An 18,327-nucleotide genomic window follows, 5' to 3' on the forward strand; every position below is an offset into this window, starting at 1 on the left:
CTGCGGCGCGCCCTGCGCCTGCGCCTGCACCGGCGCGTCCTGCGCCTGCGCCGCGGCCTGCCCCGGCGCGCCCTGCGCCTGCGCCCGTCGCGCCGCCTCCTGCGCCTGTGGCCGAGCCTGAGCTCGCGGCGGGCGAGGAAGCGCCGGAGAGCGCGCCCGCCGAACATTCGGGCGGCCCCCCGCCCCCGGTCGTGCCTGCGGTGCCCAAGGGTGCCAAGGCGCAGATCAGGCGCGGCAAGGGCGCGAAGTGAGCAAAACCGAGCGCGAGCGGCTCGTCGAGCTGCTCCGCGAACGATCGTTTGAGCGTAAACGAGTCGTGCTCGCCTCCGGGCGCGAGAGCGACTTTTTCATCGACTGCAAGCAGACGGCCTTGACCGCCGAGGGGCACTTCCTCCTCGGCGCGCTCATGTTCGACGCGCTCGACGGCCTGCCGCGATGCGACGCGGTCGCGGGCGTGGAGCTCGGTGGCTGCCCGCTCGCGAGCGCCGTCTCGCTGACGAGCTTCGTCCGCGGCCGCCCGCTCCCGGCGCTCTACGTGCGCAAGGAAGCGAAGGACCACGGCTCAAAGCGGCTCATCGAGGGGGATCGCGCGCTCGTGCCGGGGATGGCGGTCGTGATGCTGGAGGACGTGATCACGACGGGCGGGTCGACGCTGAAGGCCGTCGACAAGATCACGGCGGCGGGCGCGCGCGTGGTGGGCGTGGTGGCGATCGTGGATCGGCTCGAAGGTGGGGCCGAGACGATCCGCGCGGCGGGGTTGCCGGTGGTCGCGATCTGCACGCGGCGGGATTTCATTCCGGACGCGTGACGGCGTGGACGCCCTCGCGAAGGGTGCGGACACGTTCGTGGAGGGCGCGGACACGTTCGGGGAGGGCGTGGACACGTTCGCGAAGGGCGTGGTCACGTTCGCGAAGGGCGTGGTCACGTTCGCGAAGGGCGTGGTCACGTTCGCGAAGGGCGCGGTGACGTTCGCGGAGGGCGCGGACACGTTCGCGGAGGGCGTGGTCACGTTCGCGAAGGGCGTGGTCACGTTCGCGAAGGGCGTGGTCACGTTCGCGAAGGGCGTGGTCACGTTCGCGAAGGGCGTGGTCACGTTCGCGGAGGGCGCGGACACGTTCGCGGAGGGCGCGGACACGTTCGCGAAGGGCGTGGACACGTTCGCGGAGGGCGCGGTCACGTTCGCGGAGGGCGTGGTCACGTTCGCGAAGGGCGTGGACACGTTCGCGGAGGGCGTGGACACGTTCGCGGAGGGCGTCCTAGCCCTCGCCTGACCGCGAGGACGCGTTCCCCCGAACGCGTCCTCGCCCTCACTCCGTCGCTTCCTCGTCCGGACGCGTGAGCTCGTCGAGCTGCGCGATGAGGTCGTCGCGCCCGATGCCGGACCAGGCGGCGCGGGCGGCTTCGAGGTGGTGCCGGCGGAGGGCTTCGGTCGGGGCGAGGTTGGCGAGACGCTTGTGGGTCCAGCCGATGGAGAACGGTTCGGCGATGCGCTTGTAAAGGTGGAGGGCCTGCTCGAACCGGGCGCGCGCCGTGTTGTCGTCGCCGTCCGCGCGCGCGATGCCGCCGAGGCGTTGGATGCAGTTGGCCTCCCCGAGGACGGAGCCGACCTTTCGGAAGAGCGGGAGAGCCTGTTCGTAGCGAGCGCGTGCGGCGTCGTGATCGGAGCGTTGGAGGGCGATGTCGCCGAGGCTCTGGATGCAGTTGGCCTCGCCGAGGACGGAGCCGACCTTCCGGAAGAGCGGGAGGGCCTCCTCGTAACGAGCGCGGGCCGTATCGTGATCGGAGCGCCAGAGCGCGCTCTGCCCCAACCGGAACAACCCATCCGCCTGCTCCGCGTCCCGCCCCTCCGCCTCGAACGCCTGCACTGCCCGCGAAAGCTCCTCCTCCGCCTCCGCGTACCGGTACGCCCGCGCGAGCGCCGTCCCCAGCCGAAGCCGCAACCGCGCCGCCTCGATCGCCGAATGCCCCGTCTTCCGTTCGAGCACCCCCTGCAAGATCCCCGAGAGCCTCTCCACCTCCGCCGCGGCGTCCGGGTCCGGTGGCTCGTACGGCAACATTCTCGCCGGTGGTTCGCTCTTCGGCCCCCCGTCCGCCGCGTGCACCTTCAATTCATACGCCCGCCAGCTCACCAGATCCGGCGCGCTCAACGAGAGCGCCACGAACGCCTCGTCCGAAGCCACGATCACGAGCGGCCCCGGGATCCATGTCGGCAGAGCGTCCCGCGCGAAATTGAAGCTCGCCAGCGGCGGAGACGCCTGATCCCCCACGATATGCTGCTCCAGCCCCGTCAGCGCCACCATCGTCCGCTCGGCATCTTCGAGCCCGAGAGCCCTCAGCCGATAGTGCGGCCACTCGCCTGGTTGAAGCTCCACCTCGACGAGCGGCGGCACCTCGTCCTGTCCTGCCCACCCCCGCAGCCGCGCCAGGATCTCCTCCCGCACGGGCCCCGGCGGCGCGTGGAGGAAGATCATCGTGAACCCGAGGCTGCCCGCGAGCGCCTCGCGCAGAATCTCCGCTCGACCGTTCGAATCGATGTCGAGCGAGATGCGGTTCATGCAGGCGCCTTCGCGGGATCCGCCTCACGAAATGCCCGCGTCCGCCGCGCGAACGGGTGCACGTCGTACCAGGTCTCGCCGTTGTATTCGAGCACCACGAGCTGATACAAAAGCCATTGCTTCCTGTCGTCGTCGAACTTCTCCGGGAAGGAGCCTGTCTTCACGATATGATGCAGATCCCGTAGAAATCCGCGCCCCTGGAGCAGCCGCTCCATGCTGCTCGCGAACTCCTTGACGACGTCCTCCACGTCGGCGCGCGTCAGCGAGAGCGTCCGCTTGTTCAGCACGCCCGTCGTCACGATGCGGAAGAGATCTCGAAGGCAACCGCCGGATTGGAGGATCGCGTGCCGGAGCGCGTCCTCGTCCGCGAACACGACCGACGTGTCGATCCGGCGCTGGAGCAATCGCGTCAGCGCCTGAATGCCAGCCTCGTCCGGCGTGTCCGTTCCCCGCTTGTGCACCGTGACCATGGGCAACACCACGTCGGTGATGCCCTGGAACTCCTGGCGCAGCCGGCACTGCGTGAAGTGCAATGTAACAGGGATCGTGATGACGAAATGGGCGGGGACGTTTTGAATGTGAGGGAGCTGCTCGACGAAGAGAAGATCGTGCGTCGTCCGCTCGCTGCCGTCGTTCAGCGGGAGCCGCTCCACGCGATCGAGCTTGTCCACGATGATCACGAGGTCGTGGACGTCTTGCTTGACGAGGTAGGTGCGGACGTCCTGGATGAGATCACTCAGCGCCTCCATCAGCCCTGTCACGTGATCCCAGCTCACCTCGCGATATCGCTTCTGGAGCCCGGGGGATGTCTTGAGGGAGAGCTTGAGCTTGGCGACGCCTACGGGGATCTCCGCGTCGAGCGTGACGCCAATGGACTTCAGCCAGCCGAGTACGTCCTTCCAGACCTTTTTCGCCGTCGCGGATGCGCGCGCGTGCGGCCCGATCGCAGGATCATCGAGGATGGCCGAGATGATCGCCGTGAGGAGCTCCGGGATCTGGACGTCCCGCACGTCGAGGTAGTCCTGGATGTCGATGAAGACCGCATGGTAGACCCGGTCTTCCTTGTTCGTTTGGAGTTCGCGCGTGAGCCACCGCAGCTCGGTGGACTTCCCGCTCCCGACGTGACCGCTGAAGAGCTGGACCTGGTAGTTCCCCCGGAGCGAATCCCGGATGCACTCCTCCATCCGTTCGACCCGGTCTCCGCCGCGTACGCTCGAGAGGTCCACGCGGAGCTGGACGAGGTCTTTGCCCTCCAGGTCGAACCACGGGTTGCAAGCGGCACGCACGTCGCGCGCTGTGCGCGCCGGGAGCTTCAGCTCTTCCGTCAAGACGATCCGAGGTCGAACGCCGAGAGCCATACGCCCGCCACTGTGCCCCAACCCCCCCGGCGCTGCCAACCTCCGCGCTTGTTACTCCGCCGCTTCGGCCACCTTCGGCATCAGCGGGTACCCGAGCGCTTCCCTCTGCGCCAGGTAACTCTCCGCCACGAGCCTCGCGAGCGCGCGCACGCGGCCGATGAACCTCTGCCGCTCCGTCACGCTGATCGCGCCGCGCGCGTCGAGCACGTTGAACCGGTGCGCCGCCTTCACCACGAAGTCGTACGCGGGCAGCACGAGCGCCTTCTTCGGGTCGGGCTTCGCGCCCTTCGCCGTCGCGTCCACGCCGCGGAAGAGCAGCCGCTTCACCTCGGACTCGCACTTGTCGAAGGCCGCGAAGTGCTCCTCCACGTCGGCCTCCTCGAAGTTGTACGTCGACCACTCCCACTCCGCGCGCTGGTAGAGCTCGCCGTAGCGCACCACGTGCCCGCCGGCGCGCGAGTAGTCGAGGTCGTACATGCTGTCCTTGTCCTGCAGGTACATCGCGATGCGCTCGAGCCCGTACGTCAGCTCGCCCGAGATCGGCTTGCAGTCGATGCCGCCGATCTGCTGGAAGTAGGTGAATTGCGAGATCTCCTGCCCGTCGAGCCACACCTGCCAGCCGAGGCCCCAGGCGCCGAGCGTCGGCGACTCCCAGTCGTCCTCGATGAAGCGCACGTCGTGTTGCAGCGGGTCCGTGCCGAGCGCGCGCAAGGACTCCAGGTAGAGCTCCTGGATGTTCAGCGGGCTCGGCTTCAGGATCACCTGGAACTGGTGGAACTGCTGCGCTCGGTTCGGGTTCTCGCCGTAGCGGCCGTCGGAGGGCCGCCGCGAGGGCTCCACGAAGGCCACGTTCCACGGCTCCGGTCCGAGCGCGCGGAGGAACGTCGCGGGGTTGTACGTGCCTGCGCCGACCTCGGAGTTGTAGGGCTGCACGATGAGGCAACCACGCTCGGCCCAGAAGCGCTGGAGCGTCAGGATGATGTCTTGGAACGTCATGGCGACGGGCAAGCCATACCCCAGGCCCGGGCGCTCGTCGACGCCGTCCTCGCGCCTCTGGTGGGCGCCCGCCGGTCCGATGCCGCACGTTGAACAAACCGCCCGGTCTGGAAAACGCCCTTGACGCCCCAGCGGAGGAACAGTACCCGCAATGATCAGGTGCCATACAACTGACGCCCGTTCGGTGAGCTACCTCGGGGTCGGGAGGGGACGGTCCGATGCCGCGCATCCTGATCATCGACGACGACGCGGCCTTCGGCGCCAGCGCTGTGCGCACCCTGGAGAGCGCGGGTTTCTCCGCACGGTTTCACCGTGGCCCCTTCGGCAGTTTGCAGGCGATTCGCGAGACGGTCTGCGATGTCGTGTTGCTCGACGTCAACATGCCGAAGCTCGACGGCCCCTTGCTCGTCCGCATGATCCGCGACGCCTTTGGCCGCGGCGCGGTGAAGGTGCTGCTCTGCAGCAACATGGAGCCCGGGCCGCTCGAGCGCCTCGCGAAGGTGATGGGCGTGCACGGCGCGGTCCCCAAGCACCTGCCCGAAGCGCACCTCGTCGATCAAGTGCGCGCCGCGCTCCCGCCGCGCGCCACCGCCTGATCACGCGCGGCGCTCAGCCGTGCTGTTTTTCCAGCGCCTTTTTGTCGATCTTGCCCGCGCCCGTGCGCGGCAGCGCGTCGACGAACACGACCGACTGCGGGACCTTGTACTTCGCGAGCCGCGCGCGGCAGTGCGCGAGGATCGACTCCGCGTCGGGCGGCGCGCCCGGGGCGAGCACCACGATCGCCCGGCCCACCTGGCCCCATTTTTCATGCGGCACGCCGAGGAGCGCCGCCTCCGCGACCGACGGGTGCCCCGCGAGCACCGCCTCGACCTCGGCCGGATACACGTTTTCCCCGCCGGAAATCAGGAGATCCTTGCTGCGGCCCGCGATGTAGAAATGCCCCTCGTCATCACACCGCGCGAGATCCCCCGTCCGTAACCAGCCGTCCACGACCACCTTCGCCGTCTCCTCGGGCCGGCCCCAATAACCGCCGAAGACGTGCGGACCACGCACCTCGAGCTCGCCTACCTCGCCCGGACGAACCGGCTCGCGCGCCGCATCGACGACCCGCGCCTCCACGAAAAACAGCGGCGCGCCCACGGATCCCACCTTGCGACGCACATCCGCGGGCGGCAGCCAGAAATTGTTCGGCCCCGCCTCGGTCAGCCCGTAGCCCGTCTTCAGGTCGATCCCTCGCTCCCAGTACGTGTGGAAGAGCGGCTCCGGGCACGGCGCGCCGCCGCTGATGCAGATGCGCAAGCTCCCGAGCTCGCCCTCGGCGAACCGGCGATGCTGCGAGAGCGCGAGGAACATCGTTGGAACACCAAAGAACACCGTCACGCCTTGATCCCGCACGCCCGTGTACACCTCGTCCGGATCGAAGGCGCGACAGACCACGGACGTGCCACCCGCGAGCACGAGCGGCGCCGTGAACACGTTCAGCCCGCCCGTGTGGAAGAGCGGCGCGTTGAGCAGCGCCACGTCGGAGGACGACAGACCCCAGCTCGAGATCGTGTTCACCGCGTTCGCCGTGATCGACCGGTACGTCAGCATCGCGGCCTTCGGCGTGCCCGTCGTCCCGCCCGTCCCGCAGAGCACCCAGGGTTCGTCCCAGCCGATATGCAACGCCGGCGGCGGCCTGTCCGTGGCCGCGTCGCGCTCGCCGAGATCCACGTCGTCTCCGCGCGCCCGCGACGCGCCGTGCGTCGCCACGAACACGCGCGGGACGAAGCTCGCCTCGCGCCGCAGCGCCTCGATCGTGGCGGCGAACGCGGGCCCGTAGACGAGCACCTCGGGCGTCGTCGCGGCGAGGTACTGACCGAGCTCGCCGGGCGTCAGCCGGTAGTTCAGCGGCGTGAAGATCGCGCCGAGCTTGCCGCAGGCGAACCAGAGATCGAGCATCACGACGTCGTTCATCGCGAGCGCCGCGACCCGGTCGCCGCGCCGCACCCCGAGCCTCTCCCGGAGGAAATGCGCCGTGCGGTTCGCGGTGTGATCCCAGGCTCGGTACGTCAGGGGCCGCCCGCCTGCTCCATTGTCGAGCAGCGCTACCTTGTCGGGCGTTAACGCCGCGCGTCGTCCGAGCCAGTCGCCGAGATGCATGGCGCCCTGCGTAGCAAAGCCGCGCGCGCGCTGGAATGGCTCGCGTGCATTGCTGCGTTGCAACAAGCAATTGCGATCTGGACGATCGGGGTGTACGACCGTCCGCATGGTCGTGAAGAAGTACGGCAACCGGAGGCTGTACGACACCGAGGCGAGCCGTTACGTCACGCTCGAAGAGGTGGAGGCGCGCGTCCGGCGTGGCGACGACGTGGAGGTCGTCGACGCGAAGACGGGCCGCGACCTGACGCAGGCGACGCTCGCGCAGATCATCCTGGAGAGCCGCGGCGCTGCGCGCCTCTTGCCGGTGCCGCTCCTGCGCCAGCTCATCCGCATGGGCGACGACGCGCTGGCCGAGTTTTTCGAACGCACCGTGATCTGGGCGCTCGACATCTACTTGCTCGCGAAGAAAGGCGCGCGGGTCTTTCCGATGGGTCCCCTCGGCGCGCTCCCTTTCCTCAACGCGATGCTCGGCGGTGGCAAGAGCGCGCCCTGGTCCTCGCCGCGGGATCCCGAGCCCGAGGAGCAGGTCCCTCCGCCCGACACGAACGAACGCGAGGAGCAGGCCGAGGAGATCGCCGCGCTCCGCCGCGAGCTCGACGAGCTCAAGCGCATCGTCTCCAAGAAACGCCGCGAGCCTTGAGTGCTTGTTGCAGTGCAACAAAGTCCGCTTGACACAGCAAAAGGCGGGGTTTAGGTTCGGCTCCCAACAGACGGGGTTCGCCTGAAATGCAAGGCGGTCCTTCCGGGGTGAGGAGCACGCGATGAGCGAACAGGTGGATTCGCAGGTGCAGCAAAACCGCGAAGTCTTCCCGGGACACCGCGCGTACGCGGACTTGTTCGAGGGGCTCGACGCGCTGGAGACGGCGGGCGCGGCGCAGATCGGGCTCGTGCTGCGGGGCATGGCGCGCATCGGCCAGGCGTCGCTCCTCTACGGCGCGCGTATCGCCGCGGAATGGCAGCGGATGGCGCGCGAAGCGACAGAGCGCGCGGGCGACACGTTCGGCGCGCCCTTCCTTTGAGCGGCCTTCCAAGCCACGTCGAGCTCGCGTAAGCTCGGCTCTGTCCGGGCGAACCACCGAAAGCACGCGCCGGCGAGCGGAGAAAAAGAGCATGTACATCGGGGACTGGATGGAGCGCGGTGAGCGGTATTTCCCGGAATCGCTCGCCGTCGTCGACGTGGCCAAGGGGGACGCGGGCCGCTTTTCGTATCGCGAAATGAACCGCCGCGCGAATCGGCTCGCCGGCTTCCTGCGCGACGAGGCCGCGGTCGCGAAGGGCGATCGCGTCGGAATCCTCGCGATGAACGGCGTCGAGTTCCTCGACGCGTTTTTCGCGTGCGCCAAGCTCGGCGCGGTGCTCGTGCCGTTCAACTGGCGCAGCCATCCGCGCGAAATCGCCGAGCTCGTCTACCAGACCGAGCCGAAGGTCATGCTCTTCGGCGACGATTTCCGCGCCGGGATCAGCGAGATCGCGGGTCTCTCCGCGTGTGCGTCCGTCAAGACGTGGCTGCACCTCGACGGCGAGGGCATCGAGGGGAGCCGCCCCTATACGGAGACGGTGCAGGCGCGCGAGGCGCGGCCCGTGAAGAACGACGCGGTGGAGGCCGAGGACATCGTTTGCCTGCTCTTCACGGGCGGCACGACGGGCCTGCCGAAAGGCGCGAAGATCTCCTACCGGATGATCGCGTGGAACACGCTGAACACGGTGGTCCACGAGCTCTCGCGCGGGGACGTGACGCTCACGCACACGCCGATGTTCCACACGGGCGCGCTCTTCGTCTACACGTTGCCCCTGCTCACGCTCGGCGGGACGGTGGTCATCATGCGCAAATGGACCGCCGACGACATGCTCTCGCTCATCGAGCGCGAGAAGGCGACGGTGCTCTTCTGCGTGCCGACGCAATACCAGATGATGATGCAATCGCCGAGCTTCGAATCGGCGAAGCTCGCGTCCCTGCGCTTCCTCACGAGCGGCGGCGCGCCCTTGCCCGTGCCGATCCTCCGCGCGTACCGGGAAAAACACGGGGTCGTGTTCAAGCAGGGGTTCGGGATGACCGAGTTCGGTCCGGGCATCTTCTCGATGGACCCCGAATATGCCGAGGCGAAGGCTGGCAGCATCGGCAAGCCGAACTATTTCATCGACGCGCGGATCGTCGACGACGACAACCGCCCCTTGCCCGTGGGCGAGGTCGGCGAGCTCGTGCTCAAGGGCCCGAGCGCGTGTTCGGGGTATTTCAACAATCCCGAGGCGTCGGCGGCGTCCGTGGACGAAGAGGGCTGGTTCCACACGGGCGACATGGCCCGCGTCGACGAGGACGGCTTCTATTACATCGCCGACCGCAAGAAGGACATGTTCATCTCGGGCGGCGAGAACGTCTACCCCGCCGAGATCGAGAAGGTCCTTTACGAGCACCCGGCCGTGGCGCAGGTCGCGGTCATCGGCGTTCCGGACGAGAAATGGGGCGAGGTCGGCCGGGCGATCGTGATCACGAAGCCCGGAGCGAGCGCGACCGAGGAGGCGCTCCTGGCCCATTGCCGCGATCACCTCGCGAAATACAAGGTGCCGAAATCGGTCGTCTTCGTGGAGGCGATGCCCATTTCGGCGGCCGGCAAGATCTTGAAGAGAGAGCTGAAGGAAACGTACGCGCGGTGAACGCGCGAGAGGGAGAGGATGCCGTGGCGAAAAAGGAACCCAAGCTCTTGACCCGCGTGGTGAAGGGCCTCGGGCACTGGCTCGGGCCCGAGACGCCGACGGGCAAGGCGTTCGTCGCCGCCGAGAAGGGCATGACCAAGGCGTTCGATCGCCTCGGCGGCAGCGAACGGTACCTGAACCTCGCGGGCGGCGTCTTGAACCGCGCCCTGCGCGCCCGCGCCGCGTATGTCGAGGCCCAGGAGAACTGGCTCCACCTCTTCCGCCTGCCCACCTCGACGGAGATGGACGATCTGCGCGAAGAGGTGCGCGACGTCAAATACCAGATCGAGGCGCTCTCGTACCAGCTCGAAGCCGTGATCGAGGCGCTCGAAAAGAGCCGCGCCCTGGCGCAAGGGGGCGAGGCTCCGCGCCCGCCCGCTCCCGGCAACACGGCGACCGATCGCCCCTCCTGACGAGGAGAAGGACGGAACAAGCCATGACGACGCAATCGACCACAGCGCGCCTCCGCGCCTTCGTGAATGGCCAGATCGAACTCTCGCGCGAGCTCCTGCACGCCGCGCAGAAGGGCTCGATGAGCCCGTACCACTACGTCAAACCGTTCCTCCTCCGCGCCGCGGACATCGGCGAGCCCCCGCTCGCCCCGACCCCGCACAAGGTGGTCTACACGAACGGCAAGATGCGCCTGCTCCGGTTCGAGCCCGCCGTGCGCAAGCACGCGACGCCGATCCTCTTCGTCTACTCGCTCATCAACCGGTATTACATCCTCGACTTCCTGCCCGGCCGGAGCCTCATCGAATTCATGGTCGGTCAGGGCTTCGACGTCTACGCGATCGACTGGGGCACGCCCGGCTCGGCCGAGCGGCGGATGGGCTGGGACGACGTGCTCAACGTGCTCGTCAAGAACGCCGTGAAGTGGGCGCTGCGCCTCAGCGGCGCGAAGGACCTCACGATGTACGGCTACTGCATGGGCGGCACGATGGCGCTCGCCTATGCGGCGCTGCACCCGCAGGGGCTCCGCAATTTCGTGGCGCAGGCGACGCCGGTCGATTTCCACGAGGGCGGCGTCTTCGCCGAATGGACGAAGCCGAACCGCTTCGACGTGGACGCGCTCGTCGACGCCTACGGCAACGTGCCGATCGAGCTCATGGAGACGGGCTTCTCGTCGATGGCGCCCGTCCAGCGCATGACGAAATGGCTCGAGGTCTGCCGCCGGATCGACGACCCCGACTTCGTCACCACGTTCCTCGGCATGGAGCACTGGGCCTCGGACAACGTGCAGTTCCCCGGCGAGATCTACCGGCAATACATCAAGGATTGCTACCAGTACAACAACTTCTGCACCGGCCGCATGAAGGTCGCCGGGCAGGCCGTGGACCTCTCGACGATCCAGGTCCCGCTGCTCAACATCATCGCCGACAACGACACGATCGCGCCCCCGAAATCGAGCGAGGTCTTGAACACGATCGTGCGCTCCACCGACAAGGAGATCATGCGCTTCCCCGTCGGTCACATCGGTTTGTCGACGTCGAGCAAAGGCCCGAAGCAGATCTGGCCGAAGGTCGCCGGGTGGATCGCGAAGCGCTCCGATCCGTGGACGGCGACCTGAGCTTACGCTTCGATCAGGGGTTCGGCGGCGGGGCGTGGAACTGGAACTGGCCCTGCCGCTGGACCGGGGGGGTTTCGCCGAGGCGAGGCGGGTAGGGCGCGAGGGGCTCGAGCTCCGCGAGGAGCGAGTCGACGAACGGGTCGGGCCCCTGCTGCTCGCGGATCCGACGCAGCGCTGGCAGGTTGTGCGCGCAGACAGGGAAGGTGCCCCAGGGGCAGCTCTTGCACGGGTCGTCAAGGCGTTTGGCGCGGAGGCGTAATGCCGCCGTGCCGAGGCCGAGGGTCGCCACGACGACCGCGGCGCGGATGGCCCAGCCCAAAAGGGTGTTCGGCAGGAGCCAGGCAGCGCCCGCGACGAGGCCAAAGCCCACGCCGAGGACGAAACGCGCGGGGATTTTGTACCAGCGGCGCTGGATGAAGGGCTGAAAGAAGGTCGGCACGGCGCAGCCGAGGGCCGCCATGGCGACCTTGAAAGCGGTCGCCACGTCGTGCGCAGGTGAAACGAAGAAAAGGGCGATGAGCGCGACCGCGATGCCCGGGTACATGCAAGCGCAGCCCAGGCACAAGGGCACGCCAAACGGGCGGACGAGGTGATGATCGTGCCGCCCGCAGGTCGGATGATGAGCGAAGGAAGGATAACGGCCGAGCTCGCTCAGCGCGAACGCAGCCGGAGGCACCCCCGCGAGCTCGAGCCTGCGCGGGGATGAGCGATCAGCCACGCTTGAAGACCAGCACGGCACAGCGCTTCGGGCAGAACGGGCCGAACGCGCTCCGAACGTCCATGAACACCTTGTCGAGCACGAAGCCCTGCGCCGCCATCTGGTTCGACAGATCGGCGATCTTGCTGTGCTCGATGGTGCCGCCGCAGCCGGCATCGATCGTCAAGACCTGGAACGAAGCGCCGCCCGCCTGCGCACCAGCGTAGCCACCACCATAACCGGGATTCTGTTGCACGACCGGATCCTTTCCTGAAAGGAGACCAGGCGCACGCTACGTCCGAGACGGGGCGCAAGTCAACACCCTCGCGCGACGATCTGCGTCACGTCGTTCGCGCCGAACCGTTCGTCCGTCCGGTTTGTTCCTGGCAGGGTCTGCGTCTCCCGGAGGAGCCTCCGGCACGTCCCCTCCTCACCTCCTACAATGAGTTCCGCGATACGGGGCTCGCCGACCTGTGTTCAGAGGCCGTCGGTGCAAACTCCGCCCATCCCATCCGCCGATCGTCATGTCACTTCGGCGGCTCCAGCGGCGCGCACGTGGAGACGCCCGCCCCGACGATCCGGAAGCCGATGTTCGTCATGTACGCATTGTCGATGGTGTTCGTCGCGGGGTCGTATTTCGTCACGTTCGAATTGTTGAGGCTCGCGGCGGCATAGAGGTAAAACGAGCCGCCCCAGAACGAGAACGCCCACGCCGAGGGCGTCTCCAGGCCCGTGATCACCTTGGTGTTCGTCACGGCGCCCGTCACCTTGTCGATCTGGCCGACCTGCACCGGGGTCGTCGTGTAATACCCGAAGAGCCGGCCGTCGCCCGTGCCCGTGAGCTCGGCGCTCTGGCCCTTGAACGTGGAGGGGGAGAAGTTCGCGATCGTCTCCACGCTGAACGAGAGCGGGTTGATCTTCCCGAGCCCGGGGCTATCGCCGCCGCCGATCGTGCCCGTGCCCGTGATGTAGAGCGTCTCGCCCATCCCGCCGTCGTTCGTGGAAAAACCCATCCCGAGGCGGAACCAATTCGAGATGAGATTCACCGTGGGCGCCGGATCGCAGCTCGCGTCCTTCGTGCTCACCTTGTAGATCACGCCGTTCGTATCGTCCCCGAAGAACGGGTCGGACTCGACGTAGTTCACCCACGCGACCGCGTTCCGGTCGACGGCCATCGAGTTCGGCTGCATCGTCGTCTGGCAGCCGAGCTGGCCGATCTTCGTGAACTTCTTCGCCGGCGGATCGAAGCTGTAGAGATCGTTCGCGTCGGAGAGCACGTAAATCAGCTTGGCCGCGTCGCTGCAATCGTCGCCGGGCCCGAACCCGCCGCTGCCGCCCGAGCCGGGGATGAAGCCGCCGCCGCTGCCGCCCTGGCTCCCCGCGCCCTGGCCGGAGCCTCCTTCCCCCGAGCTCCCGCCTTCATTGTCGAATTGACTGCCGCCCCCCGTCGCGCTGCAGCCGACGGCAAGACGGATCGCAAGCAAACTCAAGCAAACACCGAAAAGCTTCATGTCACGCACCTCCGAGCCGGGGCAGTATATCCGAGCGCGCCGTCCGCGAGAGGCGCGGGTGGTCATAAAATCGTCACCAGGTCACGGCCGTGGGGGCGCCCCGATCCGAGGTCGTGCCGTCGCCGACCTCGCCGGCGCCATTTCCGCCCCAACATCGCACCGCGCCGCCGTCGAGCATCACGCACGTGTGCGCGCCGCCCGCGGAGAGAGCGCGCACGCCCGCGAGGCCGGGCACGAGGACGGGAGAAAGCCGCGCCTCGGTGCTGCCGTCGCCGAGCTGGCCATGATCGTTCTTGCCCCAGCACGTCACCGCGCCGCCCTCCGTCCGCGCGCAGCCGTGCTCAGCGCCGAGCGCGATCGCCGTCGCGCCGGCCACGCCTTTCACGACCACCGATTCCGCCCGCGTGTCCGTCGTGCCGTCGCCGAGCTGCCCCGCCGTATTGTCGCCCCAGCAGCGCACGGACCCGTCCGCGAGCAGCGCGCACCCAAACGTGGCGCCGAGCGCGATCGCGATCGCCCCCTCGATCCCCTTGACGGAGACGAGGCGCGGCGTGGGGCGCGGGCCGGGCCGGGGTTTGGTGGGGGACGAGGGCGGGCGGACACGGCCGAGCTCGCCGCTCTCGTCCTCGCCCCAGCAGGCGACCAGGCCCCCGGGCCCGAGCGCGCAGGCGTGGCGGCCGCCGAGCGCGATTTTCGTGGCGCCGAAGAGGCCCGCGACGGCCGAAGGCGCGCCGCCGCCCGGAGACGCCGGCAGAGGCGAGGGGACCTCGGTCGCCGGGGGTTTGCCCGCGGGTCCCGGGGGTTTGGCGCCGAGCTGCCCGCGGTCGCCGCGTCCCCAGCAGACGACCTTGCCGCCGCCCACGATCGCGCAGGTGTGCGCCGCGCCCGCCGCGATCGCCGTGGCGCCCGCGAGGCCGAGGACCTGGGTCGGCGGGCGAGGCCCTTCGGTCGTGCCGTCGCCGATCTGGCCGAATGCATTGTGACCCCAGCAAAGCGCCGTCCCGTCGGCCCGCCGCGCGCAGGCGTGCGCGCCCCCGAGCGCGAGCTCGACCGCGCCCACGACGCCCGGGACCGGCGGCGCTCCATACGCGCCGCGCCGCACGCCCGCCGCGCCGAAGCAACGCGCCGACCCATCCTCGAAGAGCGCGCAGGTATGCGCCCCGCCGGCCGCGATTTGCCGGATCCCCACGCATGCCTTTCCCGCGCAGATCGGGCGTCCCTCGGGGCAGGCCGCTGTCTTCCACGCGCCCTCCTCGCTGCACGTCGCGACCGCGTTCCCCTCGCAGCGCTCGGCCTCCGGCAAGCACGCGCCGCACGCGCCTTTGCCGTTGCACACGCCGTCTTCGCCGCACGACGCGCCGACCGGGCCTGGCTCGTGCACGCCCGCGCTCTCCTTGCACATCGCTATCGTGCACTCGTTGCCGTCGTCGGCCGGGACGTCGACCTCGTCGTCGATCTCCATCACGTGGCCATTGCCGTCGCATACCTGCATGCGGCAATCGCCTGCTTTTTGCTCGCGCACCACCGTGTTCTGCGCCGCCGCGACCATCGCGCACTGCTGCTCGAAGCAGGTGGAGACGACACACGGATCGTCCGAGGGCGGGCAGTCCATCGCGTGGAAACACGGGATCGGCTGCGTCGGGCTCTCGGCGACCCGGAGCCCACATCCCGAGGCTGGAAACAACGCTCCAGCGAGCACGAGCGCAGCCGCGCGCGCGAGGGCGCCCGGCAGAGAGGAATTTTGCGCTCGGGCCCACATGGTAGCCGCGACTCTATCGAAGTCGGGCCCTTCGTCGCAAGGCGGTTCGCCCCGGGCGCGTGGCGGCGCTTGGCACTCGAAGGACGTTTCTGTATCGTTTCCGCCCCGATCCCGGGGCAGAGAGCGCGAGCCATGGAAGAGACGACGAGAGCCGAGCGCGGCGGCTGGGGCAAGGTGGCGACGGCCGAGGAGGGCGACGCCGAGCCGAAAGCGCCGCGGATCAAGGACCGCGCGAAGACGCTCGCGCGGGACGTGGGCGCGGCGATCGAAGGTCGCGTCGCGCCCGCGGCGGACCGGGCGGCGCGGGCCGTGAAGAGCGGCGCGGGCACGGCCCTGCGCGCGCTCGAAGATCCGACCGCGGCCCAGGCCTCGGAGATCCTCGCGCAGGCGGATCTGCCCGAGGTCGTGGGCGAGGACCCGCTCGCGGAGCTCGCCGTTCGGCTCGATCGCGAGGCCGATCTGCACCGCGGGATCGCGATGCGGCAGCACGCGCGGGCGGCGTGGATGGATCGGCTCGGCGCGATCGGCGCGGTCGTCGCGCTCGTGGGGATCGTCGTCCTCGCCTCCATTGCGGGGTTTCGGGCCCTCTTCGCCCCGGAGGGCGCGCTCCTCGCGTCGCTCCTCCTCGGCGTCGGCGCGCTCCTCCTTTTGCTCGGCGTCTTCGCGCTCGCCCGCGCGACCGCGCGGATCCGCGCAGGCCAGGCGCAATCGGCGCGCGAGGCGCTCGTGCGGTCGGACCTCGCGGAGGCACGCCTGCACCGCGTCGCCGCGCTCCTCGCCTTGCGACAGCTCGATCCGGAGGCCTTCGGGCGGGCGATCCAGGACCTCGAACGCGACACGCGCGCCGCTGGATGAGCCCCATGCCCGAACCCGACGTGATGCAACACCTGGCCGACGCGCTCTCCGCGGCCTTCACCCGTGATTTCGGCGGCCCCGCCTTCCCGAACCCCGAGGGCTGGCGGAACAAGGGCGCCCGCCTCCGCACGTTCCGCCGCACCGTGCCCGTCGTGGAGCTCGAAATGGAGGGACGAACCCTCTCGTTCATCGTCACGCCCACGGATCCGGCCGAGCCCGCGTACCGCCGTTCGTCCCGGTACGATATCGTGTATTTCTCCGAGGACGTGCCCGACAACGAACAGTCACGCATTTATGCCCGCGACCGCGCCACGATCGATCGTTTCGCGGCGTGGGTGAAGGCCTGGGACCAGGCCGGCGAGGGAGCTGTTTGAGCACGAACGAGACGGCGCTGGCGCGGCCGGAGGCGTCGGGGATGGAGATGGCCCTCGTGCCCCTGCGGCTCGGGGGGTTTTCCTGCAAGGCCATCCTGCTCGAAGGTGACGACCGGCTCACGGCGCGGTTCGAGGCGAAAGGAAGCGCGGACTGGGTCGAGGTCACGGTCCTGCCGCACGGCGCGCCCGGCCCGGTGTTCCGGCGGCTCGCGTGCTGCGCCGTGAGGTACCGCGGCGCGATCGCCGAGCGCACGCCCGAGCGGCGGGACGAGGTCTCGCGGCTCGTGATGGCCGTCGCGGCCTCGATCGACGCGCTGCTCGAACGGAGCCCGGGAAAGACGATCGCCGAGGCCCTCGGCCGCTCCCGCGAGCAAGGCCGCTTGATCTTCGGCCGCGACGGCCTCCGCGCCTTGCTCTCGCCGGAGATCGTCGAGGGCGCGCCCGCCGCCGCGGGGTTTTCCCTCGTCGATGTCTATCCGAGCTCGTACCTGCAAAAATCCCACGAAGGAGGCCTCGAGCTCGTGCTGGATTTCCGCCGGGAATCGGACGCGCGCAGGCTGCTCCTCCTCGTCGGGCACCGCGACGATACGAAACCCGCGTTCGCCACGACGGCCCATTTCTCGATCAAGCACCTCGCGCTCGGCTCGGCCGATCCTCCCGGCGCGGACGAGCTCCGCGCGCTCGTCGCGTTCGTCCTGCAATTGCGCGATCACGAGGGGCTCGACGTCGTTTTTCCGGACATCCTCTCGGACGTCGCCCCGGCGCTCCTCTTGCCCTCCGCGCCCGAGGAAGCGGAGCCCTCGGCCGACGGCGAGGTGCTGAACCTCGCGATCGACGCCGATTGCGAGCAATCCTGCGCGTTTTGCTCGATCAAGGAGACGGCCCCTCCCGAGGACGGCGGCGACCGCGTGCTCGCCCGGCTCTTCGCCGACCTCGAATCGAACCGGCGGCGCGGCGTCCGCGCCGTCCGCATCAATGGCTACGACCCGCTCGCGCATTCGCGGATCCTCGACGTCCTCCGCCGCGCGAAGGACCTCGGCTACCGCACCGCGCACGTCTTCTCCCCGTGCACGCGCCTCGCCGACCCGGCCTTCTGCGACGACGTCGTCGCGGCCCTCCCCGAGGAAAAACGCTTCCACGTGCCGCTTTATTCGGTTTCACCCGACGCGCACGACCGGATCGTCGGCCGCCGCGGCGCGCACGCCCTCGTCTCCCGCGCCATCGACAACCTCCTCGCCCGCGTCTCGCCCGAATCCGTGTGGATCCTCTGCGTCGCCACGCGCGAGGGCCTCGGCGAGCTCGAAGGCGTCGCGCGATTCGTCGCCGACCGGGGTTTGTCCTTCTACCCGCACATGCCCTACCCGAGCTTCGAATCACGCGCCGATCGATACTTTTCGTCCGCGCCGCGCATGACCGACGTGGCCGAGGTGATGTCCCGGGCGCTCACGCGCGGCGCGCGCATGAACGTGCAGGGCGTCGTCCCGTGTGTGGTTTTTCGCCGGATGCGTGAGGGCGGCGCGCCGCCCCGGGCCTGGCTCGACGCGCCCGCCGAGCGGCCTCCGCTGCCGGGCACCGAGTACCGCGACCCGCGCTTCCGCCACCGCGCCGGCGAGGCCGAACACGCGGCCTTCCATGCTTCCGCGATCCCCTGTCCTCACGAGGCCCGCTGTGTGCTCGCCTCCGCTTGCCCGGGGGAGGTCCTGCGCAGTTATGCCGAGATCCACGGCCTCGCAGAACTCTCGCCCGTCTCGCTGCGGGAGCTCGTGGAAGCGACGTAAAACTGCGCTAGAACGCGCCCAAGCGGCCGGACGGACCGGTCCTG

General features: G+C 69.1%; 19 protein-coding genes and 1 pseudogene. 12 read left to right on the forward strand and 8 right to left on the reverse strand.

Going from position 1 to position 18,327, the window contains the following annotated elements; genetic code table 11:
• From E8A74_RS53980 to E8A74_RS17785, 3 genes and pseudogenes are all read left to right on the forward strand, one after another.
• A pseudogene (locus E8A74_RS53980) lies at positions 1-251 on the forward strand (hypothetical protein); the annotation flags it as partial.
• A complete protein-coding gene (gene pyrE, locus E8A74_RS17780; protein WP_136930214.1) occupies positions 248-808 on the forward strand; it encodes an orotate phosphoribosyltransferase in 561 nt (186 codons plus the stop codon). The pseudogene E8A74_RS53980 and the gene pyrE, both read left to right, overlap by 4 nt.
• A 4-nt stretch (positions 809-812) precedes the next feature.
• On the forward strand, positions 813-1,271 hold the full coding sequence (locus tag E8A74_RS17785; protein WP_136930215.1) for a hypothetical protein: 459 nt from the start codon (positions 813-815) through the stop codon (positions 1,269-1,271).
• Between the two features lie 36 nt (positions 1,272-1,307).
• Here E8A74_RS17785 and E8A74_RS53985 read toward each other — a convergent pair whose 3' ends face one another.
• The 3 genes from E8A74_RS53985 to glyQ all read right to left on the reverse strand — a co-directional run bounded on the left by E8A74_RS53985 (position 1,308) and on the right by glyQ (position 4,909).
• Positions 1,308-2,555, reverse strand: a complete 1,248-nt coding sequence (locus tag E8A74_RS53985) for a tetratricopeptide repeat protein (RefSeq protein ID WP_232379622.1) — start codon at positions 2,553-2,555, stop codon at positions 1,308-1,310.
• The gene (locus tag E8A74_RS17795) at positions 2,552-3,883 is read right to left on the reverse strand and encodes a hypothetical protein (RefSeq protein WP_136930216.1); all 1,332 of its coding nucleotides are present in this window, start codon (positions 3,881-3,883) and stop codon (positions 2,552-2,554) included. Before E8A74_RS17795 ends, E8A74_RS53985 begins: the two co-directional genes overlap by 4 nt.
• Before the next feature lie 81 nt (positions 3,884-3,964).
• Complete coding sequence (glyQ, locus tag E8A74_RS17800) at positions 3,965-4,909, reverse strand: glycine--tRNA ligase subunit alpha (RefSeq protein WP_136930217.1); 945 nt, start codon at positions 4,907-4,909, stop codon at positions 3,965-3,967.
• A 218-nt stretch (positions 4,910-5,127) separates the two neighbouring features.
• Here glyQ and E8A74_RS17805 point away from each other — a divergent pair, with 218 nt between their 5' ends.
• On the forward strand, positions 5,128-5,505 hold the full coding sequence (locus tag E8A74_RS17805) for a response regulator (RefSeq protein ID WP_136930218.1): 378 nt from the start codon (positions 5,128-5,130) through the stop codon (positions 5,503-5,505).
• Positions 5,506-5,518: 13 nt separating this feature from the next.
• On the opposite strand, the gene E8A74_RS17810 is transcribed toward E8A74_RS17805, so the two are convergent.
• On the reverse strand, positions 5,519-7,051 hold the full coding sequence (locus E8A74_RS17810) for an acyl-CoA synthetase (RefSeq protein ID WP_136930219.1): 1,533 nt from the start codon (positions 7,049-7,051) through the stop codon (positions 5,519-5,521).
• A gap of 106 nt (positions 7,052-7,157) precedes the next feature.
• On the opposite strand from E8A74_RS17810, the gene E8A74_RS17815 reads away from it, so the two are divergent.
• From E8A74_RS17815 to E8A74_RS17835, 5 genes are all read left to right on the forward strand, one after another.
• Positions 7,158-7,691 carry a polyhydroxyalkanoate synthesis regulator DNA-binding domain-containing protein gene (locus E8A74_RS17815; protein ID WP_211365387.1) on the forward strand — a complete coding sequence of 178 codons (534 nt, stop codon included), beginning with the start codon at positions 7,158-7,160 and terminating at the stop codon, positions 7,689-7,691.
• Between the two features lie 121 nt (positions 7,692-7,812).
• Entirely contained in the window at positions 7,813-8,070 is a 258-nt protein-coding gene (locus E8A74_RS17820; RefSeq protein ID WP_136930221.1) for a hypothetical protein, read from the forward strand.
• A gap of 91 nt (positions 8,071-8,161) precedes the next feature.
• Entirely contained in the window at positions 8,162-9,703 is a 1,542-nt protein-coding gene (locus E8A74_RS17825) for an acyl-CoA synthetase (RefSeq protein ID WP_136930222.1), read from the forward strand.
• A 23-nt stretch (positions 9,704-9,726) separates the two neighbouring features.
• Positions 9,727-10,155 carry a hypothetical protein gene (locus E8A74_RS17830; RefSeq protein ID WP_136930223.1) on the forward strand — a complete coding sequence of 143 codons (429 nt, stop codon included), beginning with the start codon at positions 9,727-9,729 and terminating at the stop codon, positions 10,153-10,155.
• Positions 10,156-10,178: 23 nt separating this feature from the next.
• Positions 10,179-11,309, forward strand: coding sequence for an alpha/beta fold hydrolase (locus tag E8A74_RS17835; RefSeq protein ID WP_136930224.1), 1,131 nt, complete (start codon positions 10,179-10,181; stop codon positions 11,307-11,309).
• A gap of 13 nt (positions 11,310-11,322) precedes the next feature.
• On the opposite strand, the gene E8A74_RS17840 is transcribed toward E8A74_RS17835, so the two are convergent.
• From E8A74_RS17840 to E8A74_RS17855, 4 genes are all read right to left on the reverse strand, one after another.
• Positions 11,323-12,027, reverse strand: a complete 705-nt coding sequence (locus E8A74_RS17840) for a hypothetical protein (protein WP_136930225.1) — start codon at positions 12,025-12,027, stop codon at positions 11,323-11,325.
• Positions 12,020-12,262 carry a hypothetical protein gene (locus tag E8A74_RS17845; RefSeq protein WP_136930226.1) on the reverse strand — a complete coding sequence of 81 codons (243 nt, stop codon included), beginning with the start codon at positions 12,260-12,262 and terminating at the stop codon, positions 12,020-12,022. Before E8A74_RS17845 ends, E8A74_RS17840 begins: the two co-directional genes overlap by 8 nt.
• 271 nt (positions 12,263-12,533) lie before the next feature.
• On the reverse strand, positions 12,534-13,517 hold the full coding sequence (locus E8A74_RS17850; RefSeq protein ID WP_136930227.1) for a hypothetical protein: 984 nt from the start codon (positions 13,515-13,517) through the stop codon (positions 12,534-12,536).
• Positions 13,518-13,590: 73 nt separating this feature from the next.
• Positions 13,591-15,276 (reverse strand): RCC1 domain-containing protein, encoded by a 1,686-nt coding sequence (locus tag E8A74_RS17855; RefSeq protein WP_136930228.1) that lies wholly within the window; start codon positions 15,274-15,276, stop codon positions 13,591-13,593.
• A 132-nt stretch (positions 15,277-15,408) separates the two neighbouring features.
• On the opposite strand from E8A74_RS17855, the gene E8A74_RS17860 reads away from it, so the two are divergent.
• The 3 genes from E8A74_RS17860 to E8A74_RS17870 are packed head-to-tail and all read left to right on the forward strand — an operon-like array spanning position 15,409 to position 18,283.
• Positions 15,409-16,131, forward strand: coding sequence for a hypothetical protein (locus E8A74_RS17860; RefSeq protein WP_136930229.1), 723 nt, complete (start codon positions 15,409-15,411; stop codon positions 16,129-16,131).
• Positions 16,132-16,136: 5 nt separating this feature from the next.
• Complete coding sequence (locus tag E8A74_RS17865) at positions 16,137-16,505, forward strand: hypothetical protein (RefSeq protein WP_136930230.1); 369 nt, start codon at positions 16,137-16,139, stop codon at positions 16,503-16,505.
• The gene (locus tag E8A74_RS17870) at positions 16,502-18,283 is read left to right on the forward strand and encodes a radical SAM protein (RefSeq protein ID WP_136930231.1); all 1,782 of its coding nucleotides are present in this window, start codon (positions 16,502-16,504) and stop codon (positions 18,281-18,283) included. Before E8A74_RS17865 ends, E8A74_RS17870 begins: the two co-directional genes overlap by 4 nt.
• The last annotated feature ends 44 nt before the right edge of the window (positions 18,284-18,327 follow it).

This window comes from Polyangium fumosum, from assembly GCF_005144585.1.
Lineage (GTDB): Bacteria > Myxococcota_A > Polyangia > Polyangiales > Polyangiaceae > Polyangium > Polyangium fumosum.